This is a genomic window from Chloroflexota bacterium (genome assembly GCA_016235055.1).
Lineage (GTDB): Bacteria > Chloroflexota > Anaerolineae > JACRMK01 > JACRMK01 > JACRMK01.
The window spans coordinates 14,779-38,100 of record JACRMK010000091.1 but is presented as its reverse complement, the minus strand read 5'-3'; the positions used below and the strand labels follow the sequence as shown (position 1 = coordinate 38,100).

Sequence of the window (23,322 nt, the reverse complement as noted above, 5' to 3'; positions counted from 1 at the left end):
GCGCGGTATGCGACGCGACATGACGTTTGTTATAGGGGCCGGGCTTGCCCGGCCCAGCACCGGGCGACCGCAACCCCCCAAAGGGGGCGAACGGGTCGGGGTCGCCCTACGAGCAATACCGCGAACGTCATGAGCAGCGCGAACGGATGGCCCTTGTCCAACAACCCACCACGCGCGCGAACCATCTGGGCTGAAACACACGAGATGCTTCGCGCGTGAAGCGCGGCATAGGCTGGTAGCACGACCTTCGCGCTCAGCAGGACACCCCCTACAGCGTTTTCCGAATTGATCTGATATGATCGGCGTTTGGTTGCGCAGGGGCGGGTCTCTGACCCGCCCGCCGGACAGGTCAAAGACCTGCCCCTACGCCAGCCGCCATATCGGTTCTTTCGGGAAATAGCTTTAAGGACATTCTTAACTCGAAACAGTATAAATGTGCGGACGCCCGTGCGTTTACCTGCAATTAACCTGGCGTTAACCTTCGCACACTTGAATCACAACCGTGATCGGGTGTATAGTGATTCCGCTGATGAAGGTTGCCGTCGTGCGGTACAAGGCCAGCCAGAGCCGTGCCGATCGGGCAGCGGAACCGTCATCAGGATTTGGCATTTGATTTCGCGATGGGCAGCACGCGATGGAATGTACAGCTCGCTTCTCGATCGGGCCGCTCAAAACGCAGTCAAATGCATGCTCGATACCGGTCGCGCAGCCATTAGCGCATTTTGCAGAAACATCCGGCACGCCATGCGGTCCGTCGTGTGGCGACAGGTCGTTGACCCGCCCGCCGGACAGGCCAGAGATCTGTCCCAACATGCGGCGTGCAGCCCCGTGCGGCACGCTGTCGGATTATTTCGCAAGCCGCTCTAATGGCGCTGCCAACGCTACGGAGAGCATATGCCACGCATGACGCGGGAATGCACCATCCATGATCTACCGCCGGAATACGAAGCGCGAATCGTAGGGTTGCTGCCGGCTGACGAAACGATTCTCGCCTGCGTCGAGTCATACAGCAAGGCCGGGGATACGACGCGCATTCTGAGCGAGGTCGTATTGCAGGACAACGGCAGCCGCGACTACCATATGGCGTATGTGGTCACGCAGAAACAACTGGTCATGCTCGGTACGGATGACTACTGGCCGTCTCCGTTCGTTCAGACCATGCGGCTGTCCGATATCGTGAACGTGCGGGACGTTCAACAGGGCATGGCCGGCGTCGCCATCGTTGTGAATGGTCCGGACAGGAAGTACTTGATGTGCCGGTTCGCTGAGCGGGAACAAGCCACGCAATTTGTGCGCGTCCTGAGCGCGGCCATGGCCGGCGGCAGGGCGGCGTAAGCCATGCCTCTGGACTCGACACAAATCGCCGTGTGTCTGGGCGGCGTCATCGCGGCGGCCACGCTGATCGTGCTGTATCGCCTCCTGCCGAAGCAGCGCGCCCTGCTGCGCGCTGAGGAGCGCTTCCGCGACATCATCGCGCATGCATCAGACGGCATTGCGCTGTACGATGCCGCCACGATGCAGGTGCTGGAAGTCAACCCCGCATTTTGCGATCTGCTTGATTGCCAGCCGCCGGATGCCGCGCAGACGATCCTCCACAAGCTCTTCGCTTCCGACCGCGAAGCGCTCGCCGCTTTCCATCAACGGATCCTGCGCGATGGGCGCGCCACTATACACGAGCAGCGCCTGCGGCAGGCTGATGGCGCGGACGGTTACGTGGAAGTCAACGGCAACCGCATCGTGCAGAACGAACGGCCGTACGTCAGTATCTCCATTCACGACAGCAGCGAGCGCCGGCGGGCGGAGCAGGAAATCCAGCGGCAGGCCAGCGAGTTTGCGGCTCTGTACGATACGGTCGGCGACCTGGTTGCCCAGCGCGAGCTGCCGACCTTGCTGCGCACGGTGGTTGATCGCGCCCGGGGCCTCCTCTCCGCACCGAGCAGCGCCATGTACCTGTATGACAAAGCGCACGGCGACCTGGTGCTCGCCATTGCGCGGGGCGAGGGCCTGATCCCGGGCGAGCGCCTGGCGCTGGGCGACGGCATCGCGGGCCGCGTGGCGCAAACGCTCCAATCGCTGATTCTGGCCGGCGACCAGTTGGCGCCGTACCAGGCGCAACGGGCGCCATACCGCAGCATGACGGCTGTCGTGGCGGTGCCGATGATCTACGGCAGCGACCTGACCGGCGTGCTCGTCGTCAACGACACCGCCGATGCCGCGCGCCGTTTCGATGCGATGGATGCGCATCTGCTAAGCATGTTTGGCGCGCAGGCGGCCGTGGCGATCAACAATACCCGGTTGTTCGAGCAGGAGCAGTCCCGGCGCGAGGAACTAAGCGCGTTGTACGCCATGTCCCGCTCGCTCGTCGGCGCCGGCGACAGTGCACAGATACTCGAGCTCGTCGCGCGCCATGCGGTCGAGCGTATTCGCGCTACCTTTGCCGTCGTCATTCGGGCGGAGGGCCAGGATCTGGTGATCAGATCTGAATACCCGCCGCTCGCGCTGGGGCGCGATCTGTGGGTCGGGCGGTACGCGCCCGCCAGCCAGGCGTTGGCGCTGACGCGTGTCCTGCAATCCGACGTTCCTCTCCTTTTTTACCGGGCTGACGCGGATATTACCGGGAGTGAAAGAGAGTTGCTGGCGCTTGACCTGGTGCAATCGCTCTGCGCGGTTGCCTTGCGGGTGGATGACCGGGTCCTGGGTATCCTGGCCATTGGCGAAGCGCGCAACCCGGCCCGTGAGCGCTTTGGCAGCGAAAAGATCTCGCTCGTGCAGAGTCTGGCGGAACAGGCCTCCAGCGCGCTGCGCCGCGCCGAGTTGTTTGAGGAACTGGAGCACACCTATCTGCAAACGGTGCTGGCGCTGGCTCGCGCGGTAGACGCCAAGGATAGTTATACGCACGACCACTCGGAGCGGCTGGCCGAAATGGCTACCGCGGTCGGCCGTGTGATGGGCATGAGCAAACCCCAGTTGGAGGATTTGCGGTTCGGAAGCATCCTCCACGACGTTGGCAAGATCGGCGTCGCCGATGCGATCCTGCAGAAACCCGCCGCACTCGATGATTCCGAACGGGCGCGGATGCGCCGGCATCCGGTCATCGGGGCGGAAATCCTCGCGCCGGTGCCGCGGCTGGCGAATGCAGCCAAAATCGTGCGGCACCACCACGAACGCTGGGATGGCGAAGGGTATCCCGACGGCCTGGCCGGCGAAGCGATTCCGCTCGGCGCGCGCATCCTCACGGCCGTCGATTCGTTCAGCGCCATTGTGGATCAGCGCACCTATAAGGACGGCCGCCCGCAGGCCGAGGCGGTTGCGGAATTGCGCCAGAACGCGGGCACTCAGTTCGACCCCGCGGTCGTGGATACTTTTATCGGGCTGTTGAACGAAAACCGGTGGGCGTCCTGAACTAATTCGCTTTGGCAGTGGGCGTCGTGCCCTGGCTGGACGGTTCTGCGCCTGCGCTCCCGATCGCTCGCCTCCCCAAGACCCGAAGGCCTGCATGTCACAAGCCGAATTGTTGGGCGGCATACCGTTCACTATCCACGGTATTTCACGGAGGAAGCGATGGACGCGCTGATTCAATGGGGACTGCCAATCGTACAGTGGCTGCAAACGTTTCGCAGTCCTGCGCTCGATCTGATTATGAGCACGACGTATTACCTCGGCGCGGAAGATTTTTTCATCCTCTTTCTTTCGCTCATGTTTTGGTGCATTCACAAATCGCTCGGCATGCGGTTGACTTTTGCGTTTATTTTTTCCAGCTATCTGAATCTGGTTTTCAAAGATTTTTTCGCCGCGCCAAGACCGTATCAAGTGGACAACACGCTGTACGCGCCATTCAAGACAGAGGGTTTTGGAATGCCGAGTGGTCACGCGCAAGGCGCGGTGGCTTTTTGGGGCTATGTCGCCACGCAACTGAAAATGCGCTGGTGGTGGGCACTCGCTATCTTCATGTCGCTCTTTATCGGCATTGGGCGAATGTACGTCGGCGATCATTTCCCGCAAGATGTCTTGCTGGGCTGGGCGTTGGGCATTGTGATTGTCGCCGCATATGCGATCATGCAGCCGCGCGTCGGCGAGTGGATTGGCAAGCAATCGCTGGCGCTGCAAATTGGATTGGGAGTTGTTGTGCCGCTGGCTTTGTTCGCCGTGCACGCCACGAGCGACTCCGCAAAGCTCATGGGCGTTGCCCTGGGCATGTTCGCGCTTTTGCCTGTCGAAGAAAAGACTATTCGCTTTGACGTGCGCGCGACGTGGGCCAGGCAAGTCGTCAAATTGGCGCTGGGCGCGGCGGTGATCATGGCGCTGCGCATTGGACTCAAAGCGGTCTTCCCGGAGCAGATGATTTTTGACCTGATTCGGTATGCGGCGATGGGCGCGTGGGCAAGTCTCGGCGCGCCCTGGGTGTTTGTGAAGGCGCGGCTGGCGGAAAGCCGCACATAGCGAGAAGCCCAGAGTCGTTGGCAGGCCGAAAAAGGACCCCCGATGCGCCCGCTCGAAACAGCAATTCTGCTGCTGAACTTAATCGCCTTGTTGATGGTGACCATCCCGTTACGCCCTTCACGTCGCTGGGTCAGGCTTCTGCCTGCCGGGATTGTTGTCATCACGGTTGTGCATCTGGGCGTGGAACAATATCGCTGGCAGATGGTGCCCGCTTACGGGTTGACCGCCGCGCTGCTTTTGTTCGCTCTGCCGGGTCTTCTGAAAACCACGGACTCAATCCCAGCACGCGGTGCGCCGGCGTTCTTCGCTGGAGGGTTTGGATTGCTCTGGTGGCTCGTTGCCGCCGTACTGCCGATCATACTTCCAGTGCCCCGCTTGCCAACGCCGCCCGGTCCTTATGCGGTCGGCTCGGTCTTGTACGATTGGACGGACACGACGCGCGCCGAAACCTATTCATCCGATCCAAATGCCAAGCGCGAATTGATGGTTCAGATCTGGTACCCCGCCCAACCGGCGGCAGATGCCAGGCCGATCCCGTTCCTGGACAATTTCGATGCGGCGCTGCCCGCCTTCGCCCGGTTTCTCAAATTGCCGCCATTTACTTTGGACCATTTGCGTTTGGTGCGAACGCATACGTATGGAGACGCGCCGGTTCGCAGCGACGGAGCGCCGTATCCCGTTGTCATCTATTCTCACGGCTACCAGGGTTACCGTACGGCCAGCTTCAATCAGATGGAAGCGCTGGCGAGTGCGGGATATATCGCTGTTGCGATTGACCATTCGTATGCCACGCTGTTCACCGTTTTCTCGAACGGGCGCGTGGTGTCGAGCGATCCGGCGATGTTGCCTCCGGCGGGGCGCAATCAACCCGGCGATCAAGCAGCCCGGGAAAAACTGGAGGCGACCGTGGTCGCCGATGAGCGCTTCGTGATGGATCAATTGCAGCTTTTGAACGCGGGGAAACTGGATGCGCGGTTGGCGGGCAAATTCGATCTGCAACGCATCGGCTTGACGGGCGTCTCGCTTGGCGGCGGGGCGATCGTCTGGACGTGTCATATTGATGCGCGCTGCAAAGCGGGGCTCGCCCAGGATGGTTGGTATGAGCCGCTGCCTGAAGCGATGGTCTCGGAGCCGTTGCGTCAGCCGTTCATGTTCATGCAAAGCGATACGCGCATGTGGAAGCTGGATAATCTAGCCCGTCTCGATACGCTATATAGGGGAGTCAACGCGTCCGCTTCTCATCTCAAGCTTTCGGGCGTCCTCCACGATGACTTCGGCGATTACCCGCTCTTGTCGCCGCTCAGCGCGTTGTTGCCAGAGCGCGGCCCACTGAACGGCGAACGCACGCTGCAGGTTGTGGACGCCTATATTCTGGCGTTCTTTGACACGGTTCTGAAGAACCAGCCATCGCCGCTGTTGCATGGCCCGTCACCCGACTATCCAGAAGTGCACTTCGAGTCTCACTAATACTGTTTCAAATTGAAAATGTCCCCATGTGCATGTCGCATGAGCACACGGCACACCGCCAAATTCTGCCCTCCCCCCAGCCCCCTCCCAGCGAAACTGGGAGGGGGAGCCAATCCCCGTTAGGTTTTCCCCTGCTCCCTCGCGCGCGGGGGAGCAGGGGCCAGGGGATGAGGGGGCGGCAGTTGCACTTGCGCAATCGCTATGAGGACATGGCCAAGTTGAAATAGTATAACTCGAACTCATCTCAATAATGGTAAAAACAGGCCCTCTCTTCGCATTGTGCGAATCGCCCGGCTCGTCGCGCCCATAACCGGTTATTCGCGTTCGGCCTTCCCGGCGCGACGGGGTTTGGGCTATCCCCTAATCTAGGCTAAAATCCGAACGATTGCCGCCGAACTCCGGCCATGGCCGCGGCGGCTCAACTCGTCAATTTTACGGAAACCATGTTCGAAAAAACTATCGGAATTGATCTCGGCACTGTCAACATCGTCGTCTACGTCAAGGGGCGCGGCGTTGTTCTGCAGGAACCGTCGGTGGTAGCCATCCGCACCACCGACAATCGCCCCGTGGCGATCGGCGACGAAGCGCGCGCCATGATCGGCCGCACCCCGGAAAACATCGAGGTGGCGCGGCCGATGCGCGATGGCGTCATCGCCGACTACGTCGTCACCGAGGCGATGCTGCGCTACTTCGTCGAGAAGATCTGCGGGCGCTTTGCCCTGCCCAAGCCGAGCCTGATGGTCAGCGTGCCGGTTGGCGTCACCAGCGTGGAAAGCCGCGCCGTGCACGATGCGGCGATCCAGGCCGGCGGTCATGCCAATCGCACCTACCTGATCCAGGAGCCGCTGGCGGCGGCCATTGGCGCGGGCCTGCCGGTAGACACCCCGACCGGCAACATGATCGTCGATTTCGGAGGCGGCGTCAGCGAAGCGGCGGTCATCTCGCTGAACGGCATCGTCGTCTCCGGCTCCGCGCGCGTTGGCGGCCTCAAGCTGGATGAGGCGATTGCCGGTTACGTGCGCCGCAAGTACAACCTGATGATCGGCGACCAGACCGCCGAGGATATCAAGATTCAGATCGGCAGTGCGCTGCCGCTGGACGAAAAGCTGTCCATGGACGTGCGCGGCCGCGACCAGGTGCAGGGGCTGCCGCGCACGATTACCATCACCTCCGACGAGGTCACCGAAGCGCTGACCGAAACGCTCGGCACGTTGGTCGGCGTCGTCAAGTCCGTGCTGGAGAAGACGCCGCCCGAGCTTTCGTCCGACGTCATCGACCGCGGCATGGTGCTGACCGGCGGCGGTGCGCTCCTGCGCAACATGGACACGCTGCTGGCGCGCGAAACGGGTGTGCCGTGCTATGTCGCCGACAATCCGATGGCGTGTGTCGCCATCGGCGCGGGCAAAGCGCTGGAGCGGCGCGAGGTGTTCCTGAAGAGCCTGCCGCAGGTTTAGTGCGGCGCTCCCAGGCGCGCATCACCGCTGACGAATCTGTGAACGCTGTTTGGCTGGCCAACCAAAAACCCGATTCCAGCGGAATCGGGTTTCGTGTGAGTGCTGGTGCCGGTCAATCTTGAACTGGCAGGTAATAGGTCATGCTTTGCAGGCCGGCCACCGGGTCAATGTAGTGTACCCGCACGGTGTCCGGCAGGTTGAGCGTGATCGGCGCGTAGTTGAGCAGCGCGACGACGCCGCCTTTCACCAGCGCCTCGGCCACGCGCTGCGCCGCCGCCGGGGGCACCGCCACGACGCCGATGCGCAAGCCCATCTCCGACACGACACTCGTAATCTGGCGCACATCGTGGATCACGACATCGCCCACCTGGTTGCCGATCTTGGCCGGGTCGCTGTCGAAGATCGCGGCCACATAGAAGCCGCGCGGACGGAAGCCGTTGTAGCGCACCAGCGCGCGACCCAGGTCGCCCGCGCCAACGAGGGCCATGCCCCAGGCCGCATTGAGATGCAGGATATCCTTGAGTTGGTCGATCAGGTACGGGATTTCGTAGCCGGTGCCCTGCTTGCCGAACTCACCGAAGTACGACAAGTCTTTGCGGATCTGCGCCGAGCTGATGTGCAGGTGCGACGCCATCTCCTGTGACGATGTGATGCGCTGGTGCTGTGACTGCATCTGCATCAGCGCCCGCAGATAGAGCGGCAACCGCTGAATGGCGATGTCCGGAATATCGTCGGCCGATTCGCCGTTCTTCGGGGAGATCATGGCGAAAAGTGTATCATAATATGTTCGTGATGTAAAACACATTGACCGGCAAGAGTATTACTGATCGTCTGTAACAAGATATCGTTGCGCCTTTCTTATTTGCAGATTATATGCCCCGTGTGGCAGTTCCAGACTGGATTTGCATGACTGATTTTCTTGATGAAGCGCGTATAGAAATCAAAGCGGGCGACGGCGGCGATGGAGTCGTATCGTTTCGTCGCGAGAAGTACATCCCCATGGGCGGGCCGGACGGCGGGCACGGCGGGCGCGGCGGCGATGTTATCTTCGTGGCCGACAAGGGCCTCAATCTGCTGAACTTTTTCCGGCGCAAACATCACTTCAACGCCGACGACGGCACGAACGGCGCGGGCCGCAACATGCACGGCCGGGATGGCGAAACGCTGCGCCTGCACGTGCCGTGCGGCACCGTCATCCGCGACGCAGCCAGCGGCGACCTGCTGGCCGATCTGGTGCATGCAGGACAGGAATACACCGCGGCAACCGGCGGTCGCGGCGGTCGCGGCAACTCTGCATTCGTCAAGGCGCACAATCAGGCGCCGCGCATTGCGGAGCGTGGTGCGCCCGGCGGCAAGCGCGAGCTGCGCCTTGAACTCAAGCTGATCGCCGACGTCGGTATCGTCGGCCTGCCTAACGCCGGCAAGTCGACGCTGCTGTCCGTTATCTCCAATGCGCGCCCGAAGATCGCAGATTACCCGTTCACGACGCTGTCGCCGAACCTCGGCGTCGTCATCCTTGATGAGCAGGCCGCCTTTGTTGCCGCCGACATCCCCGGGCTGATCGAGGGCGCGCACGACGGGCACGGGCTTGGCGATCGCTTCCTCAAGCACATCGAGCGCACGCGCCTGCTCGTGCATGTGCTCGACGGCGGTTCGGCCGACCCGCTCAAAGACTTCGCGGTCATCAACGCGGAACTGGACGCATTCAATCCCGCGCTGGCCTCCAAGCCGCAGATCGTTGCGCTGAACAAGATGGATCTGCCCGAAGCGCGCAAAGCGTGGCCGCGCATTCAGCGGTTCATGCAGGCACGCGGCATCCCTGCGCTGGCGATCTCGGCGGCGACCACCGAGGGCGTCCGCGAGCTCGTGAACCGTGTGGCGCAGACGCTGCCGGAGTTGCCCGTCGAGGCGCAGGCCGAACTGCCGGTGATTCATCCCGAATTGCCGGAGGAGGTCTTCACGGTGACCCGCGAAGGTGCGGGCTGGCGCGTGACCGGTCGCAAGGTCGAGCGCCTGATGGCCATGACCTACTGGAACGAGTCCGAATCGGTCGAGCGCTTGCAGCGCATCCTCACGGCAATGGGCGTCTTCAGCGCACTGCGCGCGGCCGGCGTTGCCGAGGGCGACATGGTTCACATCGGCGAAGGCCACTTGGAGTGGACCGAGTAGCCCGACCTATCGAAAGCGAGAAGCGACCATGCGACGGCTGGGCATCATGGGCGGTACGTTCGATCCGCCGCATACCGGGCACCTGGCGGCGGCCGAGATGGCGCGCGCGGAACTTGGGCTGGAGCGCATCCTGTGGGTGCCGGCCAATCGCTCGCCGTGGAAAATGTCGCGGCTGATCAGCACGACCGAGCAGCGCCTCGAGCTGGTGCGCCTGGCCATCGCCGGCCACGCGCAGTTTGAGTTGAGCCGGGTGGACGTGGACCGCCCGGCGCCGTCATATACCTACGAGACGCTGGGCATACTGGCGGCGCAAAACCCCGACGCCGAACTGTTCTTCATCATGGGCCTCGATTCGCTGCGCGATCTCGGCAATTGGCATCGCGCCGCCGAGATCGTGCGCCTGGCGCGCCTGGTCGTCTGCGCGCGGCCTGGCGTGGCCATGGATGTGGGCCAGATGATGGATCTGCTGCACGGCCTGCCCGATCTGTTCAATCGCCTGACGTTCGTCGAAATGCCGGAGCTTGAGATCGCCGCCAGCAACCTGCAGGAGCGTGTGCGTCGCGGCCAAAGCATCCGCTACCTGGTACCGGATGCCGTCCGCGATTATATTGAGGCCAACCGGCTCTATCGCGACAGTTGATGTCGCGGGGTGTCGCCGCCGCTATGCCTGGCGCACGCCTCGCCGTTCGTCCCGCCGGCTCATTGACGGACGAGCCAATCCAACATACAATCGGGGCAATCAGATCGGACAAATCGCTCAAAATTATCCGTTGTGACTTCCACACCGCTTCCCATCATCGCGCGCCTGCGCCCGTACCTGCGCATCATCGAAGCCATCGCCTGGATCGGATGGGCTTCGTTCACAGCATTTTCGCTGTGGGGGCCCGTCAACCCCGATCATCGCATGTGGCTGGTCGCCTACAACTTCGCTGCCGGCCTGTATACGCTTTTCCTCTTTCACTACCTGATTGACCGCTTTGGCACTCACCCAGTCTTTTACTTCGCGCAGATGACCTACGGCGTGATCGTCTGCGCGCTGTCCGTCTGGTTAACAGACGGCTTGAACGGTACGTTGGATGCGTTCATGGCCCTGTTAGTCGTCGGCGGGGCCGTGGTGGGCGGCCGCCGTCTCGGGCTGTACACGGCGACGCTGGCCATGGCGGCCACGCTGGTGCTGGACCTGAGGCGGTTTGACCCCAGCGAGTTGATCTTGAGCACCATCCTGCGCGGCGGCGTCTTCGGTGCGCTGGCGCTCATGGTGCATACGGGTATGGAGTACATGGCGGCGCAGGGCCAGCGGGCGGTGGAACTGACCCTGCAGGCTGCCCGCCAGACGGCGCGGCAGTTGGCGCAGATGCAGGCGCTGCACGCGATGAGCGTGGCGGTGGGCTCCTCGCTGGACCTGCCGGTGGTGTTGAACCTGGCGCTGGCGAAAGCCACCGAGGTGCTGCGCCTGGATGCCGGACTCATCGTGCTTGCCAATGTGGACACGCAGAATATCGAAACGGCCGCGCATCATGGTTTGTCCGAGCGGCTGTCCGCGCAAACCGGCCGATTCAAGCTTCGCATTGGCGAGGGATTGATTGGCGCGGTCATGACAGACGGGCGTCCGGTATGCACGGACGATCTGGCCCATGCCCCGCGCCTGCGGCTTACTAACTTTCCGAGCGAAGGCTTTCGCTCGTTTATCGGCATCCCGCTGAAGAACGGAGCGCAATCCTTTGGCGCGCTGATCATGTTGTCGCGCGAGGCGCTGCTGCCCGACGCCTCTGATCTGGAATTTCTCGGCGCGATCGGCGAGCAACTGGGGTTGGCGATCCAGCATGCGCGCTCGTATTCCGCCGAGTACGCGCAGCGCCGCCTGGCCGAATCGTTTAGCCGCATCGCGCAGGCCATCGGCGAGGGGCGCGATCTGCCATGGGCGCTGGATGTCGTGCTGGCCGAGTTGCAGACTGTCGTGCCATACGGCGCGGCCGCTGTGCTGGTGCGCGAAAGCGACGCGCTGGCTGCAAAATCATCGCGCGGCCGCACCGTTGAGTCGGCAAACACCCTCGGGCATGCGATTGTGACGCCCGCGGTGTGGCGTGATCTGGAGCGCGGTGAGCCGGTAACGGCTGGCGACGTGGCGCTCGATCCGCTGTCTGGCATCCGCGCCTGGGTGTGCGAGCCGCTGACCCGCCCCGACGGCCTGGCCGGCGCCCTGCTGGTGGATTTTCCCGAGCCGCGCGCGTTCACGGCCGACGAGTTGCAGTTGCTGGTAGCGTTTGCGCGGCAGGCGACGACGGCCATCGATCGCGCGCAGTTGGTGGCCCGGGCCGATCGCCGCCTGCAGCAACTGGCCGCGCTCAACCTGGTCGGCCAGGCCGTGAGTTCCGCGCTCGAATTGCCGCGTGTGCTGCAGACCGCCTACGAGCAGGTGTTGTCGCTGACAGGCAACCGCGATTTCTACGTTGCGCTGTACGATGAAGCAGCCGATGAAGTGCGCTTCCCGCTCTACTACGAGCACGGCAACTTGATTCAACGCGAATCGCGCCACAACAGCAACGGATTGACCGAGCACGTCATTCATCAGCGCCGCGCCGTGCTCATCAATGACGATCTGTCCGAGTATGGCCGCCGCAACAATGTGACGGTGCTGGGCACTCCCGCGCAGTCCTGGCTGGGCGTGCCGCTGCTCAAAGGCGCGCGCATCATCGGTGCGATGGCCGTGCAGGATTACGAGCGCGCCGGCGCGTACGACAGCGAAGATGTCGAGTTGCTGCAGACGCTGGCCGGGCAGTTGTCCGTCGCCATTGACAACGCGCAGTTCTACGAGAGCGTGCGGCGCAACCTGGCCGAAACCGAGGCGCTCTTCGCCTTCGCCCAGCGCGCGCGCGAGACCTCCGACATGGCCGCGATTGCGGAGGCCGCTGTGGCTGCGGCGCTGGCCGTGATGCCCGTCGACGACGCGATCCTGCACCTGTCCGACGGCGACCCGCCGGTGCTGACTCCATTATCCGCGTTTGTGAACGGGCACGCATACTCCGCAGCCGAGTCGCGCCGCCCTGTGGAAGATATGTTAGGCGCGCCGGCGATCGGTGGCGTCACCGGCTGGGTCCTCACGCACCGGCAGGCTCAACGCATTGGCGATGTGCGCCGCGACTCGCGATTTGTGGGCAACCTCGACATGCGCTCCGAACTGTGCATGCCGATCATAAGGCGGGATCAGGTGCTCGGTGTTTTCAACGTCGAGTGCGCGGCTCTGGATGCGTATGATGCGCGTCATGAGCGCTTCATGCAGACGCTGGCCGGGCACCTGGCGGTCGCCATCGAAAGCGCGCGCCTGGCGGAGGCCGAGCGCCAGCGCGCCCGCGAACTGGCCGGCCAGTACGAGATCTCGCAGGCATTTGGCGCGCTGGGCAGCACGCGGGCCACCTATGCCGAAGTCACGCGCCGCATCGCGCAGGTGTTCGGCGTGCAAAGCGCGGTGATTCTGTTGTACGACGACGAGACCAAGCGCATGCGGGCGCAGGAACCGGCCTACGGCGCGTCGCCGGAACTGCTTGCGGATGCGCACTACCTGATGAACGAATTTTCCCGCGCCGTGTGGGATCCATACCACGAACCGGTCTGGATCGTCAATGACGTGGAGGGGGCGACGGCGTCCGTGCGGCGTCTCGCCTCGCGCTTTGATGCCCGCCAGTGGCTCGCGGCGGCGATGTTTGGGCAGGGCGGATTGATCGGCGCGCTGTATATCTTCAAACGCATTGTGCCGGGCCAGTTCACCGCGCGCGACGGCCAGTTGATGGTCGTGCTGGCGCGCCAGGCGGCGCTCGCCATCGAAAACGCCCGCCTGATCGACACCGAACGCCGCAGCCGCATGCAGTTGGCGCTCGTTAACCAGATCGACCGGCTGGCCGGCTCATCGCTTGACCTCGATCCGCTGATGCGCGACCTCGTCCGCCGGATTCGCGAAGCGTGGCGTTACCCCGGCGTGTCAATCTTCTACGCGGAGGGTGACGAGTTAGTGCAAGGCGCCAGTGATGCTGCATGGGACGCGCCGCCGGGCTATCGCCAGCCGATCAGCCAGGGTACGCTGGGCTGGGTGGCGCGTCATCGCCAGCCGCGTCTGGTCAACGATGTCACGCGCGCCAAGGAGTTTGTCGACCCGGCCGGCATTGGCATGCGCTCGGAACTGATTGTTCCATTGATTGCCCGCGACGAACTGGTCGGTGTGCTGGCGCTGGCCGGCGACCAGCCGAACGAGTTCGATGGCGCCGACCTGGCGGCGATGCAGACGATTGCCGACCAGGTGGCGCAGGCGATCTTCAACGCCCGCCTGTATCAGACCGAGCGCCGCCGCGCCAACCAGATCGCGACGGTTTCGCAGTTGGGCCGCGAGATCACCTCGATGCTCAACCTGAGCGATCTGCTGAACCGCAGCGTGCAACTGGTCTGCACCCAGTTCCAGTTCGCGCGCGTGCGTATCTTTCTCGCCGACTTCGAGAAAGATATCGCCTGGGTGGCGGCGGCGGCCGGCCAGGATAAACTCTCGTCGCCGTCGACGCTCCCAATCCGTTCGCTGGCGGCCGCGGCCCGCGCCATCAATGAACAGCGACCGTTTCATGACGAGACCGACCCGCGGGCCGGCGTGCTGCTGGCTGTGCCGATCCACTCGGCCGAGCGCACGCTGGGCGCGCTGGAGGTGCAGGCTCGGTCGTCCATCCGGTTCGGCGCTGATGATGAGGCGATTGTGCAGACGCTGGCGGACCAGCTGGCTGTGGCGATCTCCAATGCCGAGCTGCACATGGCGGTCGAGCGGCAGGCGCGCACCGACAGCCTGACCGGCGTGTTCAACCACAGCCATTTCCTCGAACGCCTGCAAGACGCCCTGAGCGCGGCGGTGGCGGGTCGCGCGTCGCTGTCGTTGATCATGCTCGACATCGACTACTTCAAACAGTACAACGACAAATACGGCCATGTGATGGGCGACCGGGTGCTCGGCACGATCGTGCAGGCAATTCGCCGCAATATCAAGCAGGGCGACATTGTCGGTCGCTGGGGCGGCGAGGAGTTCGGCATTGGGTTGCCGGGCGCCAACGCCGGACAGGCGCTGCGCGTGGCCGGGCGGATTCGCGCCACGCTGGCCGGCATGCCGCTCGCCGACGAGCGCGGCCGCGACATACCCAAGCCAACCATCAGCCAGGGCCTGGCGGTCTATCCCGACCACGGGCAGACGCTGGAGGAGCTTGTCGATCTGTCCGACCGCATGTTGTACGAAGCCAAGAGCCGTGGTCGCGACCAGGTGATTCTGTATTCGCCGGATTCGAGCGGCATTCAGATCCGCCTGCCCATCCAGGAGGACAGCGATGAACAAGCGTGAGCGCATTCTGGCGGCCGCTAACCGTCAGCCGGTGGACCGGGTGCCGGTCGCATTCTGGCGGCACTTCCCCGGCGATGACCAGCGCGCGGCTGATCTGGCCGAGGCGACGATCGCCTTCCAGTCCAAATACGACTTCGACTTTGTGAAGGTCAGCCCGGCCAACAGCCACCCGGCCGGCGACTGGGGCGCCGTGACGGCGTTTCGCGGCAACATGGAAGGTACGCGCGACTACCTGGAGCGGCCCATCACGCAGGCGTCGGACTGGCGCACGCTGAAGCCGCTCGATGTGACGCAGGGCATCCTGGGCGAATCGCTGGCGACGCTCCGCCTGCTCAAGGCGGCCTGGGGCGACACGGCGCCGTTCATTCAGACCGTGTTCAGCCCGCTGATGGTCGCGCGCTACCTGCGCGGCGACACGCTCTGGTTTGTCGACATGCGCGAGCACCCGGCGGACTTTGCCGCCGGGATTGAGGTCATCACCGAGTCGATGTCGCGCTTCGCGCGTGCCGCCATCGAAGCGGGCGCGGCCGGTCTCTTCTTCGCGCTCCAGAACGCTACCTACCGCCACGTCAGCGAGTCGGAGTACCGCGCTTCCGGCCTGCCGAATGACCTGAAAATCATCGAGTCGGCCAATGCGGCCGGCGCATGGTTCACGCTGTTGCATATGCACGGCGACGACATCATGTTTCAATTGGTAAAGGAGTATCCGGTGCAGGCCGTCAACTGGCACGACCGCACAACCCGGCCGTCGCTGCGCGAGGCGCGCAGCCAGTTCGGCGGCGCGCTCGTAGGCGGCGTGGCGCAGCACACGACACTGCTGACCGGCACGCCGGCCGACGTCTCGGTGCAGGTGCGCGATGCGCTGGCGCAGACCGGCGGCATCGGCCATATCGTCGGGGCGGGCTGCGTCCTGCCGATCCCGACGCCGGAGTCGAACATCAAGGCGGCGATCAACACTGTGCTGACGCACGTCTGACCGTCGGCATTTCCGTTTCAAAACGAACAGCCCGCTGCGATTGGTCGCAGCGGGCTGTGTTTTTGCGGGCAACGATGACGCGGGCAGCGTGTCTGCCCATCCATCGCGAGCGCCTCGGCTAATGCTTTTTGCGCGCGCAGACCACGCAGCGCGTCGTCTCCGGCACGATCGCTAGTCGCTCGGGGTCGATCGGCTGGCCGCAGACCTCGCAGATGGCATAGCGGCCGTGCTCGACCTTGTCGAGCGCGACCTGCAGTGACTTGAGCCGGCGTTCAGCGTCCTGCTTCAGCGTGTAGTTCATCTCCCACTCCTGCACGCTCGGATCGCCCGCGCCCAGCGTCCACTCCGGCTTGTTTTCAAGCTTCTCACGCAATCGCTCCAGTTCGCCCTGCACCTCGGCGATTTCGTGTTCGATGTGCGCTCGTTCGGCTTGTTTCGTGTGCGCCATGATACCTCCGTCGCTCACTACGACTTATTCTAGCCCATTCATGAGGCGCATGCAAGGAGTTGCGAGATGGCGGGGTGTTTCAGGTTGGGGGGAGAACCGATATCTGTGGCGGAACAGGACGTCACTCCCGCGGAAGCGGGAGTCCAGGGGGCAACACCGCTGGATGCCGGCGGACGACGGCATGACGTGTCTTGGCCGGCTTACATGCCCAACCCGGCCCCAGAACTGAAATGCACCCCGAGGTGTTGCGAGAAGGAGGTTATGCTGCGGTTTGTGAAGCACCTGCGGTCGAGTGCGGTGAGTGCAGCCCCGGCTGTCTGCCCGAGGCCATCAATCGGTCATGCCGGCGAAAGTTGGTGATGCGCCGGGGCGCACACTCGCGCATGAGAATAGTCCTGCCAATGTAGGGACGGGTCTTTGACCCGTCCAGTCGGCCAGGTCTTTGACCTGGCCCTACCACAGGATGCGATCCATTTTCATGGAAGCCGGCATCCAGGCCGGTGACACTCGATCTGCGAGTTGCGCTGGCGGAGAATCTCAGTGCATCGGCGGGCGAGATTTCTCGCTCGACAGCGTTACTCCGGCCAGTTCGGTTGTGCTTGCTCGTCACGATCCGTGTCTTCCGAGGATTGTGCTCCACCGCCCTCCTCCGCTTGCGTACCCGGCGGCAACGCCAGCGGCAGCACGGTCCGCAGCGCCAGGCACTGCAGGAACGCTGACGCCGCCACGGCCACCACCAGGACCGGCCCGTTCAGCGCGATAACGATAAACGTCCATGCGGCCAGCATGATGCTGACCGTGACCGTGAACAGTGGCTGGCGCAGCAGCAGCACAATCGCGTTGCGATAGACCAGCCGCACGCTCTTGTCTGACTGGACGATCAGCAGGGGGAATAGATACGGCTGGAGCAGCGCGCCGAACAGCAGCACGTAGATCGGCACGACGATGGCAATCTGTATCGGGCCGCTCTGGCTCAGATAGAACAGCGTCCCGTAGACCGCCGCGCCGAGCCAGAGCGTGTTGATGGCGAACAGCAGCCACCCGCGCACGAAGTAGCGGCGCAGCGCCGCGAAGAAGGCGCGCGTCGGCACATCGCGCCCGGCGACCAGTTCGTCCACGCAGGCATACAGCGCGGCGGTCGCGGGCGGCAACGTCACCAGCAGGACGCTGGCGAGCACCCACAGCGTGCTCAACCACAGCAGCGGCCAGAGATTCTGGTAGAGCAGCCGCAGGGAGCGCCCGAAGATGCTGAAGGCGAGCTGCATCGGCTCAGGCGCCCAGCAGTGCCTGCACGTCGGCGAGGCGCGGCAGCGACGGCTGCGCGCCGGGCTTGGTGACGGTCAGCGCGCCCGCCGCGCTCGCGAAGCGCGCCGCGCCGGCCAGCGGCATGCCCTGCGCCAGCGCCACTGATAGCGCGCCGACAAACGCGTCGCCGGCGGCCGTCGTATCGACCGCTTTCACGGCGAACGGCGGCAGCAGCGTTGCACCGCCGACCTCAACGACCAGCGCGCCCTTCGCCCCGAGCGTCACGATCACGGTGCGCGCGCCCTGCGCCATCAACTGCCGCGCAGCCGTTTCCGCGCTCGCCACATCCGACACGTTCACGCCGGTCAGCAGGGATGCTTCGCTCTCGTTTGGGATCAGGTAATCCACCTGGGCGATCAGTCCGGCGGGCAGCGGCCGCGCCGGTGCCGGGTTGAGAATGACCGGCACGCCGGCCGCGCGCGCAATCGCAATTGCCCGCTCGTTGGCTTCCAGCGGCACTTCCAGTTGCAGCACCAGCATGCCCGCCCCGGCGATCACGTCGCGCGCGGCGTCCACGTCGGCCGCGCTAACGCGCATGTTTGCGCCCGACGCCACGATGATGCTGTTCTGGCTGCTGTCATCCACGGCGATAAATGCGACGCCAGTCGCGGCGTCGGGATCGACACCGACCCGCGCGACGTCCACGCCGTCGCGCGCCAGCGTGGCGCGCAGTTCCTCGCCGTACCCGTCGCGGCCGACGCGCCCGATCATGCGCACGGCGCCGCCCAGCCGCGCGGCGGCGACCGCCTGGTTGGCGCCTTTGCCGCCCGGTGCGGTGCCAAAGCGGCCGCCGAGGATCGTCTCGCCGGGCGCGGGCATGCGCGGGGTGCGGACGATCAGGTCCATGTTCAGGCTGCCGACGACTACGACGCGTGCAGGCATAGGAGTCCCCTTGTAAGTGAACAGTGAACCGTTGACTGCTCACTGTTCACCGTTCACTGCCTTTATGTGTCGCGCATGACCCGCACGTGCACCTGCCGGTCGCGCGGGCCGTCGAACTCGCAGAAGAAGATCGCCTGTGAGTGGCCGAGCAGCAGCTTCCCGCCGGTGACAATGAACGACTGCGAGTTGCCGAACAACGATGCTTTGATGTGGCCGGAGGCGTCGGTCGGCCCGTCGGCCTGGTGATGGAAGTTGATGCGCGTCGGCACGATCCGATCGGACTCCGTGACCAGGTCGGCGGGCGTCAGCGGGTCGAGGTAGGAGTTGACGGTCAGGCCGCCGGTGGTGTGCGGCAGCACGACGACGCAGATGCCTTCCTGCACGCCGCTGCGCGCGACGATCGCTTGCACCTGCGCGCTGACGTTGACCATCTCGGTGCCGGGTCCGGTCTTGGCCAGGGACGCACACTCGCGCATGGAAATGGGCGTGTCGTTGTAGGGACGGGTCTTTGACCCGTCCAGTTGGCCAGGTCAAAGACCTGGCCCTACGCCTGGAGTTGCCTATTTCCATGGGAGCCGGCATCCAGAGGTGTTGCCCCTGGGCCCCGGCTTTCGCCGGGGCGACAAGCTGTGACGATTTGTCGCAAAGACCCGGCAAAGTTTCTGAGCGGCGCGAAGGCCAAATGCTTTATTGTTCGGCTTGCAGCGCGCGCGAAGCATCCCGGTCGCTGTGGGTGCAGAATACTCAAACCGCATCAGCCCTGCGCGTCGGGCGGCAGCTTGGCGAAGCCGCGCCGGCGGCGGAGCATGATGGCCGCACCCGCAAGCAGCGGCACGGCCGGCAGCGCGAACCAGAGCACAGTGTTGACCGGCTGCAGTGCGCGCACCTCGCGCTGACTGCCCGGCATGACTCGGCCGTCGCTGTCTTTCAACTCGATCGAGAATGTCGGCTGGCTGGCGTCGAGCACGAGCTTGAACCCGGTGAACGACGGCGAGCCGCGCATCGTCTTGGGGTTGTAGTCCACGACTTCATAACCGAGCGCGGCGCCGGGCAGTTGGTTCACGCGGTAGCCGGCGAACAGCACGGCGCGCGTTGCGCCGTCCTGGCCGCGCACGTGCAGGGTGGTGCCCTCCAGCGCCTTCAGGCGGATCCACTGCCACTGGTCGACCCGGCCCTCAGTGCTCTGCGGGTTGGCCAGGCGCGCATAGTACAGATCGTTGTACTCGGCCGCCAGGAACGGCGCGAAGTAGAGCGTGGCCTGTCCCGGCGCGTAGATCGCCTGCCCGGGATCGTCCGACTGCTCCGGTTTGGTCCACTTGCTCTGCGGCACGACGTTGTAGCTGATCGCCTGCCGCCGCTCGCGGAACACCACCAGCTTGCGGTCAAGCCCCGGCAGCCACGCGCCGCCCGGGTCGCGCAGGCGCATGCGGTACTCGCCGGCCGGCAGGCTGAACACGAACGATTTGACCGGCACCGAGCTCTGCCGCGTGAACGGCGGCGGCTCCTGCGGCGCGGGGGGCACCGGCTGCGGCTTGGTGCCGCCTTCGGAGTTCTTCACCGCCTCGTCCAGCTTCGCGCCGTATTCGGCGAAGCGGTCCTGGTAGTCCTGCACTGATTTCCAGTAGTTGTTGCGCTCGTCCACGAACGCGTCGTAACGCTGCTGCGCCTCCGCGCCGGTGGTGATGCGCAGGCTGTCGTACGGCTCGGCCGTATCGTACTGCACAACGTAGTTGGTCAGGTCGAATGTCTGCGGCGGCCGGTTGTTGCCGCTGATCTCCAGCACGCTGCTGACCAGATCGTTGCGCGCGGTCCAGTCGGCGCGGTACTCGTTGTCGATCGGCCAGAAGTAGATCAGCGTGTTGCGCGGCGCGACGGCGTTCGGCTGGTCGGCCAGCAGGTAGAGCGTGTCGTGCTGCGGCAGGTAAATGGATGCGGCGTAGCCGTCCGGCATATAGGCGTTGACGGCGTACACGAACGCCGGCACGCGCTCCGGCGCCTGCGCACCGGCCGGCGCAGCCCCTGTCAGCACGATCAGCGTGCCGAACGCCAGCCACAGGCGGAACAGGCGCATCATGGCCGCACCCCGCGCCGCTGCAGGCTGCGCACGGCCAGCGCCAGGCACAGCACCGTTGCCGCCGCCGTCAGCGCGGCCGCGCTGGCGAACCCGGCGGCGTCGCCAACAACCAGTGCGTCGATGCCCCGGCTCAGGTAGGCGAACGGCGACACCCAGTCCGCGACCTGGTTCAGCAGTTGCAGCACGTCGCGCAGGAAGAGCAGCGGGTTGGCGCGGTTGGCCTCCGGTGTGGCGACCGCCGTGGCGACGACGCCGTAGCCGATTTGCACCGCCGCGACGACTACGACAATCAGCAGGAAGACAATCACGGCGGCGCGCGCGCTGCGTGTGGCCGTCGAGACCAGCAGGCTGAACGCGACGAGCATGCCGCCCGCCAGCACCGACAGCGCGGCGACCCACAACAGGTCCGGCGCGAAGTACAGGTTGGACAGCCACGCGACGAGCAGGCCCCACGCCACGTCGGCCAGCGCGACCACGGCGCATGCGAGCAGCGGTGCGACGAACTTGCCGGCGATGTAGGCCGTCTCGTCGATCGGGCCATAGAACAGCGTCTCCAGCACGCCCTGCTCGCGCTCGCGCGCCACGGTCGTCGTCGCGGTGAGTGCAAGATAGAGCGCGGCGATGGTCATGCTGAAGTAGAACGGCACGATCAGCGGGCGGCTCATGACCGCCACCGTGTTGTCGGCGGCGAACTGCAGGCTGTTGCGCAGGACGATCGCCGATGCCAGCAGCGCGATGGCGACCGTGACGTACAGCCCCGGGCCGATCAGCAGGCCGCGCCGCTCGCGCTTCTGCAGCGTCGCCAGCGCGTGCCAGCGGTCGGGGTTCCAGAGCGAGCGGGCGTTCATGCGGCCTTCCCGGCGTCGGTCAGGCGCGCCACATTGTCGGTGGTGATGGTGACGAACGCCTCTTCGAGCGAGAGCGTGACCTGGCGCATGGCGAGGATGACGCCGCCATGGCTCGTGATGCACTGCGAGATCGGGGCGCGGTAGTCGCCATCGGCGGGCGTGCTGACGGCGATCAGCGCGCCGCGCGCCTCTGCGCTGCTCACGCACGACAGTTCGCGCAGCGCCGCCACCAGCGCCGGCTGGTCACCCTGCGCCTCGATTTCCAACTGCGCCTGCGGCTGCAATCGGCGGCGAATGTTGTCCATGCGGTCCTCGGCCAGCAGCCGGCCGCGGTGGATGATGCCGACGCGGTCGGCCGTGCGCTCGATCTCCGACAGCACGTGCGACGAGATCAGGATCGCCTTGCCGCGCTGGCGCTGCTCGAGGATGACGTTGCGCACCTGCATGATGCCGTGCGGGTCGAGCCCGGAGACCGGCTCGTCGAGAATCAGCAGATCGGGGTCGTGCAGCAGCGCGCGCGCCAGGCCGAGCTTTTGCTTCATGCCGTTGGAGTAGTCGCGCGCGAGGACGTCGCGGAACGGCGCCAGGTGTACCGCTTCGAGCAGGTCGTCGATGCGCTTCGCGGCAGCGGTCACGCGGTACAGCTTCGCGAAGAACTCGAGGTACTCCTGCCCGCTGACGTCGTCGTAGAGGAACTGCCGCTCCGAGACGACGCCAATGCGCCGTTTGATGGCGAAGTAGTCATCGCGCAGTTCCTGGCCGAACAGCCAGACCTTGCCGTGCGTCGGGCGCGTGATGCCCAGTAGCATCGTGAGCGTGGTCGTTTTGCCCGCGCCGTTGGGGCCGAGGAAACCGTAAATCTCGCCGGCGCGCACATTCAGGTTAAGGTCTTGAACGGCCTTGAAGCCGTTGTAGAACTTGCTTAAATTCTCCGTGCGGATCACAAGCGGATTATAGCACAGCGGGGCTCACTCGATTCGTAGTGGCCCGCGCGCGACATACGCGTGCATCGCTTCCACGCCGCCAACCTCCGGATCAAGATACTCGCCCCACCACGTCGCGCCCGCGTCGGCGAGGGCGCGGATATGTGCGCATTCCGCGTCGCAATCGGCGCGCCGCGCGCGGCCACCGACCGCGATGTCGTAGCCGTCGAGCGTGCCGCGCGCTTGCCGGATGAAAGCCGCCAGCGCGCGCACGTCGTCCGGCGACATGTCGCTGTTGTCGGCGCGGTACAGCGTAGCGCCGTCCCAGCGCGCCGCGCGGCGCATCGCGGCCTTGCGCGGGTATTGCCCGCCGACCCAGATCGGGATGCGCGGCGATTGCTCCGGGCGCGGCAGGCAGGTGATTTCATCCACGCGGTAGTGCTCGCCGTGGAACTGGAACGGTTCGCCGCGCCACAGCCCGGCGATGATCGACAATTCCTCGTCGAGCATTTGCCCGCGCCGTCGCGCGTCCAATTGCTCGTCGAAGTGCGTAAAGCCGACGTCGAACGGCGTGTCGCCAATCCCGACGCCGAGTGTCATGCGGCCGTGTGAAAGGTGATCGAGCGTTACCGCTTCACGCGCGACCTTCCACGGGCGGCGGCGCGGCAGCGCAGATACCATCACGCCGAGCCGCACCCGTGTCGTGACCATCGCCATCGCCGCCAGCACGACCCACGGGTCGTAGGTCGGCACGTCCTGATGGCTCTGCCAGACGATGTAGTCTTCGAGGAAGACGCCGTCCCAGCCGGATTGCTCCGCGAGTTGTGCGAATCCCACCAGCGTGTGCAGGTCGGCATGGATGCTGCCGTTGGGGATACCGATACCGTAATGCATACCCATCGCCCCCCTTTGCATACACGAGCATTCGGCTTCTGACGACAGCATAACACGCGAGCGCTGCGCCGTCAACGAAA

At 64.7% G+C, this 23,322-nt stretch carries 18 protein-coding genes; 9 read left to right on the top strand and 9 right to left on the bottom strand.

The window, feature by feature from the left end; all coding sequences use genetic code 11:
* Positions 1-894 precede the first annotated feature (894 nt).
* The 5 genes from HZB53_21030 to HZB53_21010 all read left to right on the top strand — a co-directional run bounded on the left by HZB53_21030 (position 895) and on the right by HZB53_21010 (position 7,361).
* Positions 895-1,335 (top strand): hypothetical protein, encoded by a 441-nt coding sequence (locus HZB53_21030; protein ID MBI5880141.1) that lies wholly within the window; start codon positions 895-897, stop codon positions 1,333-1,335.
* 3 nt (positions 1,336-1,338) lie between these two features.
* Positions 1,339-3,402: a GAF domain-containing protein gene (locus HZB53_21025; protein MBI5880140.1), complete on the top strand. Its 2,064-nt coding sequence runs from the start codon at positions 1,339-1,341 to the stop codon at positions 3,400-3,402.
* A 159-nt stretch (positions 3,403-3,561) separates the two neighbouring features.
* The gene (locus HZB53_21020; protein MBI5880139.1) at positions 3,562-4,440 is read left to right on the top strand and encodes a phosphatase PAP2 family protein; all 879 of its coding nucleotides are present in this window, start codon (positions 3,562-3,564) and stop codon (positions 4,438-4,440) included.
* A 42-nt stretch (positions 4,441-4,482) separates the two neighbouring features.
* Positions 4,483-5,907 carry a hypothetical protein gene (locus HZB53_21015; GenBank protein MBI5880138.1) on the top strand — a complete coding sequence of 475 codons (1,425 nt, stop codon included), beginning with the start codon at positions 4,483-4,485 and terminating at the stop codon, positions 5,905-5,907.
* 443 nt (positions 5,908-6,350) lie between these two features.
* Positions 6,351-7,361, top strand: a complete 1,011-nt coding sequence (locus tag HZB53_21010; GenBank protein MBI5880137.1) for a rod shape-determining protein — start codon at positions 6,351-6,353, stop codon at positions 7,359-7,361.
* A gap of 112 nt (positions 7,362-7,473) precedes the next feature.
* On the opposite strand, the gene HZB53_21005 is transcribed toward HZB53_21010, so the two are convergent.
* A complete protein-coding gene (locus HZB53_21005; GenBank protein ID MBI5880136.1) occupies positions 7,474-8,124 on the bottom strand; it encodes a redox-sensing transcriptional repressor Rex in 651 nt (216 codons plus the stop codon).
* A 143-nt stretch (positions 8,125-8,267) separates the two neighbouring features.
* Here HZB53_21005 and obgE point away from each other — a divergent pair, with 143 nt between their 5' ends.
* The 4 genes from obgE (at position 8,268) to HZB53_20985 (ending at position 15,868) form a co-directional block, all read left to right on the top strand.
* A complete protein-coding gene (gene obgE / locus HZB53_21000) occupies positions 8,268-9,530 on the top strand; it encodes a GTPase ObgE (protein MBI5880135.1) in 1,263 nt (420 codons plus the stop codon).
* A 28-nt stretch (positions 9,531-9,558) separates the two neighbouring features.
* Positions 9,559-10,170, top strand: a complete 612-nt coding sequence (locus HZB53_20995) for a nicotinate-nucleotide adenylyltransferase (protein MBI5880134.1) — start codon at positions 9,559-9,561, stop codon at positions 10,168-10,170.
* Positions 10,171-10,302: 132 nt separating this feature from the next.
* Positions 10,303-14,892: a GAF domain-containing protein gene (locus HZB53_20990; GenBank protein ID MBI5880133.1), complete on the top strand. Its 4,590-nt coding sequence runs from the start codon at positions 10,303-10,305 to the stop codon at positions 14,890-14,892.
* Positions 14,879-15,868: a uroporphyrinogen decarboxylase gene (locus HZB53_20985; protein MBI5880132.1), complete on the top strand. Its 990-nt coding sequence runs from the start codon at positions 14,879-14,881 to the stop codon at positions 15,866-15,868. The genes HZB53_20990 and HZB53_20985 overlap by 14 nt, the downstream gene beginning before the upstream one ends.
* Positions 15,869-15,986: 118 nt before the next feature.
* On the opposite strand, the gene HZB53_20980 is transcribed toward HZB53_20985, so the two are convergent.
* The 8 genes from HZB53_20980 to HZB53_20945 all read right to left on the bottom strand — a co-directional run bounded on the left by HZB53_20980 (position 15,987) and on the right by HZB53_20945 (position 23,242).
* On the bottom strand, positions 15,987-16,316 hold the full coding sequence (locus tag HZB53_20980) for a TraR/DksA C4-type zinc finger protein (GenBank protein MBI5880131.1): 330 nt from the start codon (positions 16,314-16,316) through the stop codon (positions 15,987-15,989).
* Between the two features lie 575 nt (positions 16,317-16,891).
* Complete coding sequence (locus HZB53_20975) at positions 16,892-17,581, bottom strand: DUF624 domain-containing protein (protein ID MBI5880130.1); 690 nt, start codon at positions 17,579-17,581, stop codon at positions 16,892-16,894.
* Positions 17,582-17,585: 4 nt separating this feature from the next.
* On the bottom strand, positions 17,586-18,503 hold the full coding sequence (rbsK, locus tag HZB53_20970; protein MBI5880129.1) for a ribokinase: 918 nt from the start codon (positions 18,501-18,503) through the stop codon (positions 17,586-17,588).
* Between the two features lie 62 nt (positions 18,504-18,565).
* Positions 18,566-18,979, bottom strand: a complete 414-nt coding sequence (locus tag HZB53_20965; protein ID MBI5880128.1) for a YjbQ family protein — start codon at positions 18,977-18,979, stop codon at positions 18,566-18,568.
* Between the two features lie 278 nt (positions 18,980-19,257).
* Positions 19,258-20,577: a hypothetical protein gene (locus HZB53_20960; protein ID MBI5880127.1), complete on the bottom strand. Its 1,320-nt coding sequence runs from the start codon at positions 20,575-20,577 to the stop codon at positions 19,258-19,260.
* Positions 20,574-21,425 (bottom strand): ABC transporter permease subunit, encoded by an 852-nt coding sequence (locus HZB53_20955; GenBank protein MBI5880126.1) that lies wholly within the window; start codon positions 21,423-21,425, stop codon positions 20,574-20,576. Before HZB53_20955 ends, HZB53_20960 begins: the two co-directional genes overlap by 4 nt.
* Positions 21,422-22,369 carry an ABC transporter ATP-binding protein gene (locus HZB53_20950; GenBank protein MBI5880125.1) on the bottom strand — a complete coding sequence of 316 codons (948 nt, stop codon included), beginning with the start codon at positions 22,367-22,369 and terminating at the stop codon, positions 21,422-21,424. Before HZB53_20950 ends, HZB53_20955 begins: the two co-directional genes overlap by 4 nt.
* A gap of 24 nt (positions 22,370-22,393) precedes the next feature.
* Complete coding sequence (locus tag HZB53_20945; GenBank protein ID MBI5880124.1) at positions 22,394-23,242, bottom strand: LLM class flavin-dependent oxidoreductase; 849 nt, start codon at positions 23,240-23,242, stop codon at positions 22,394-22,396.
* Positions 23,243-23,322: the final 80 nt, after the last annotated feature.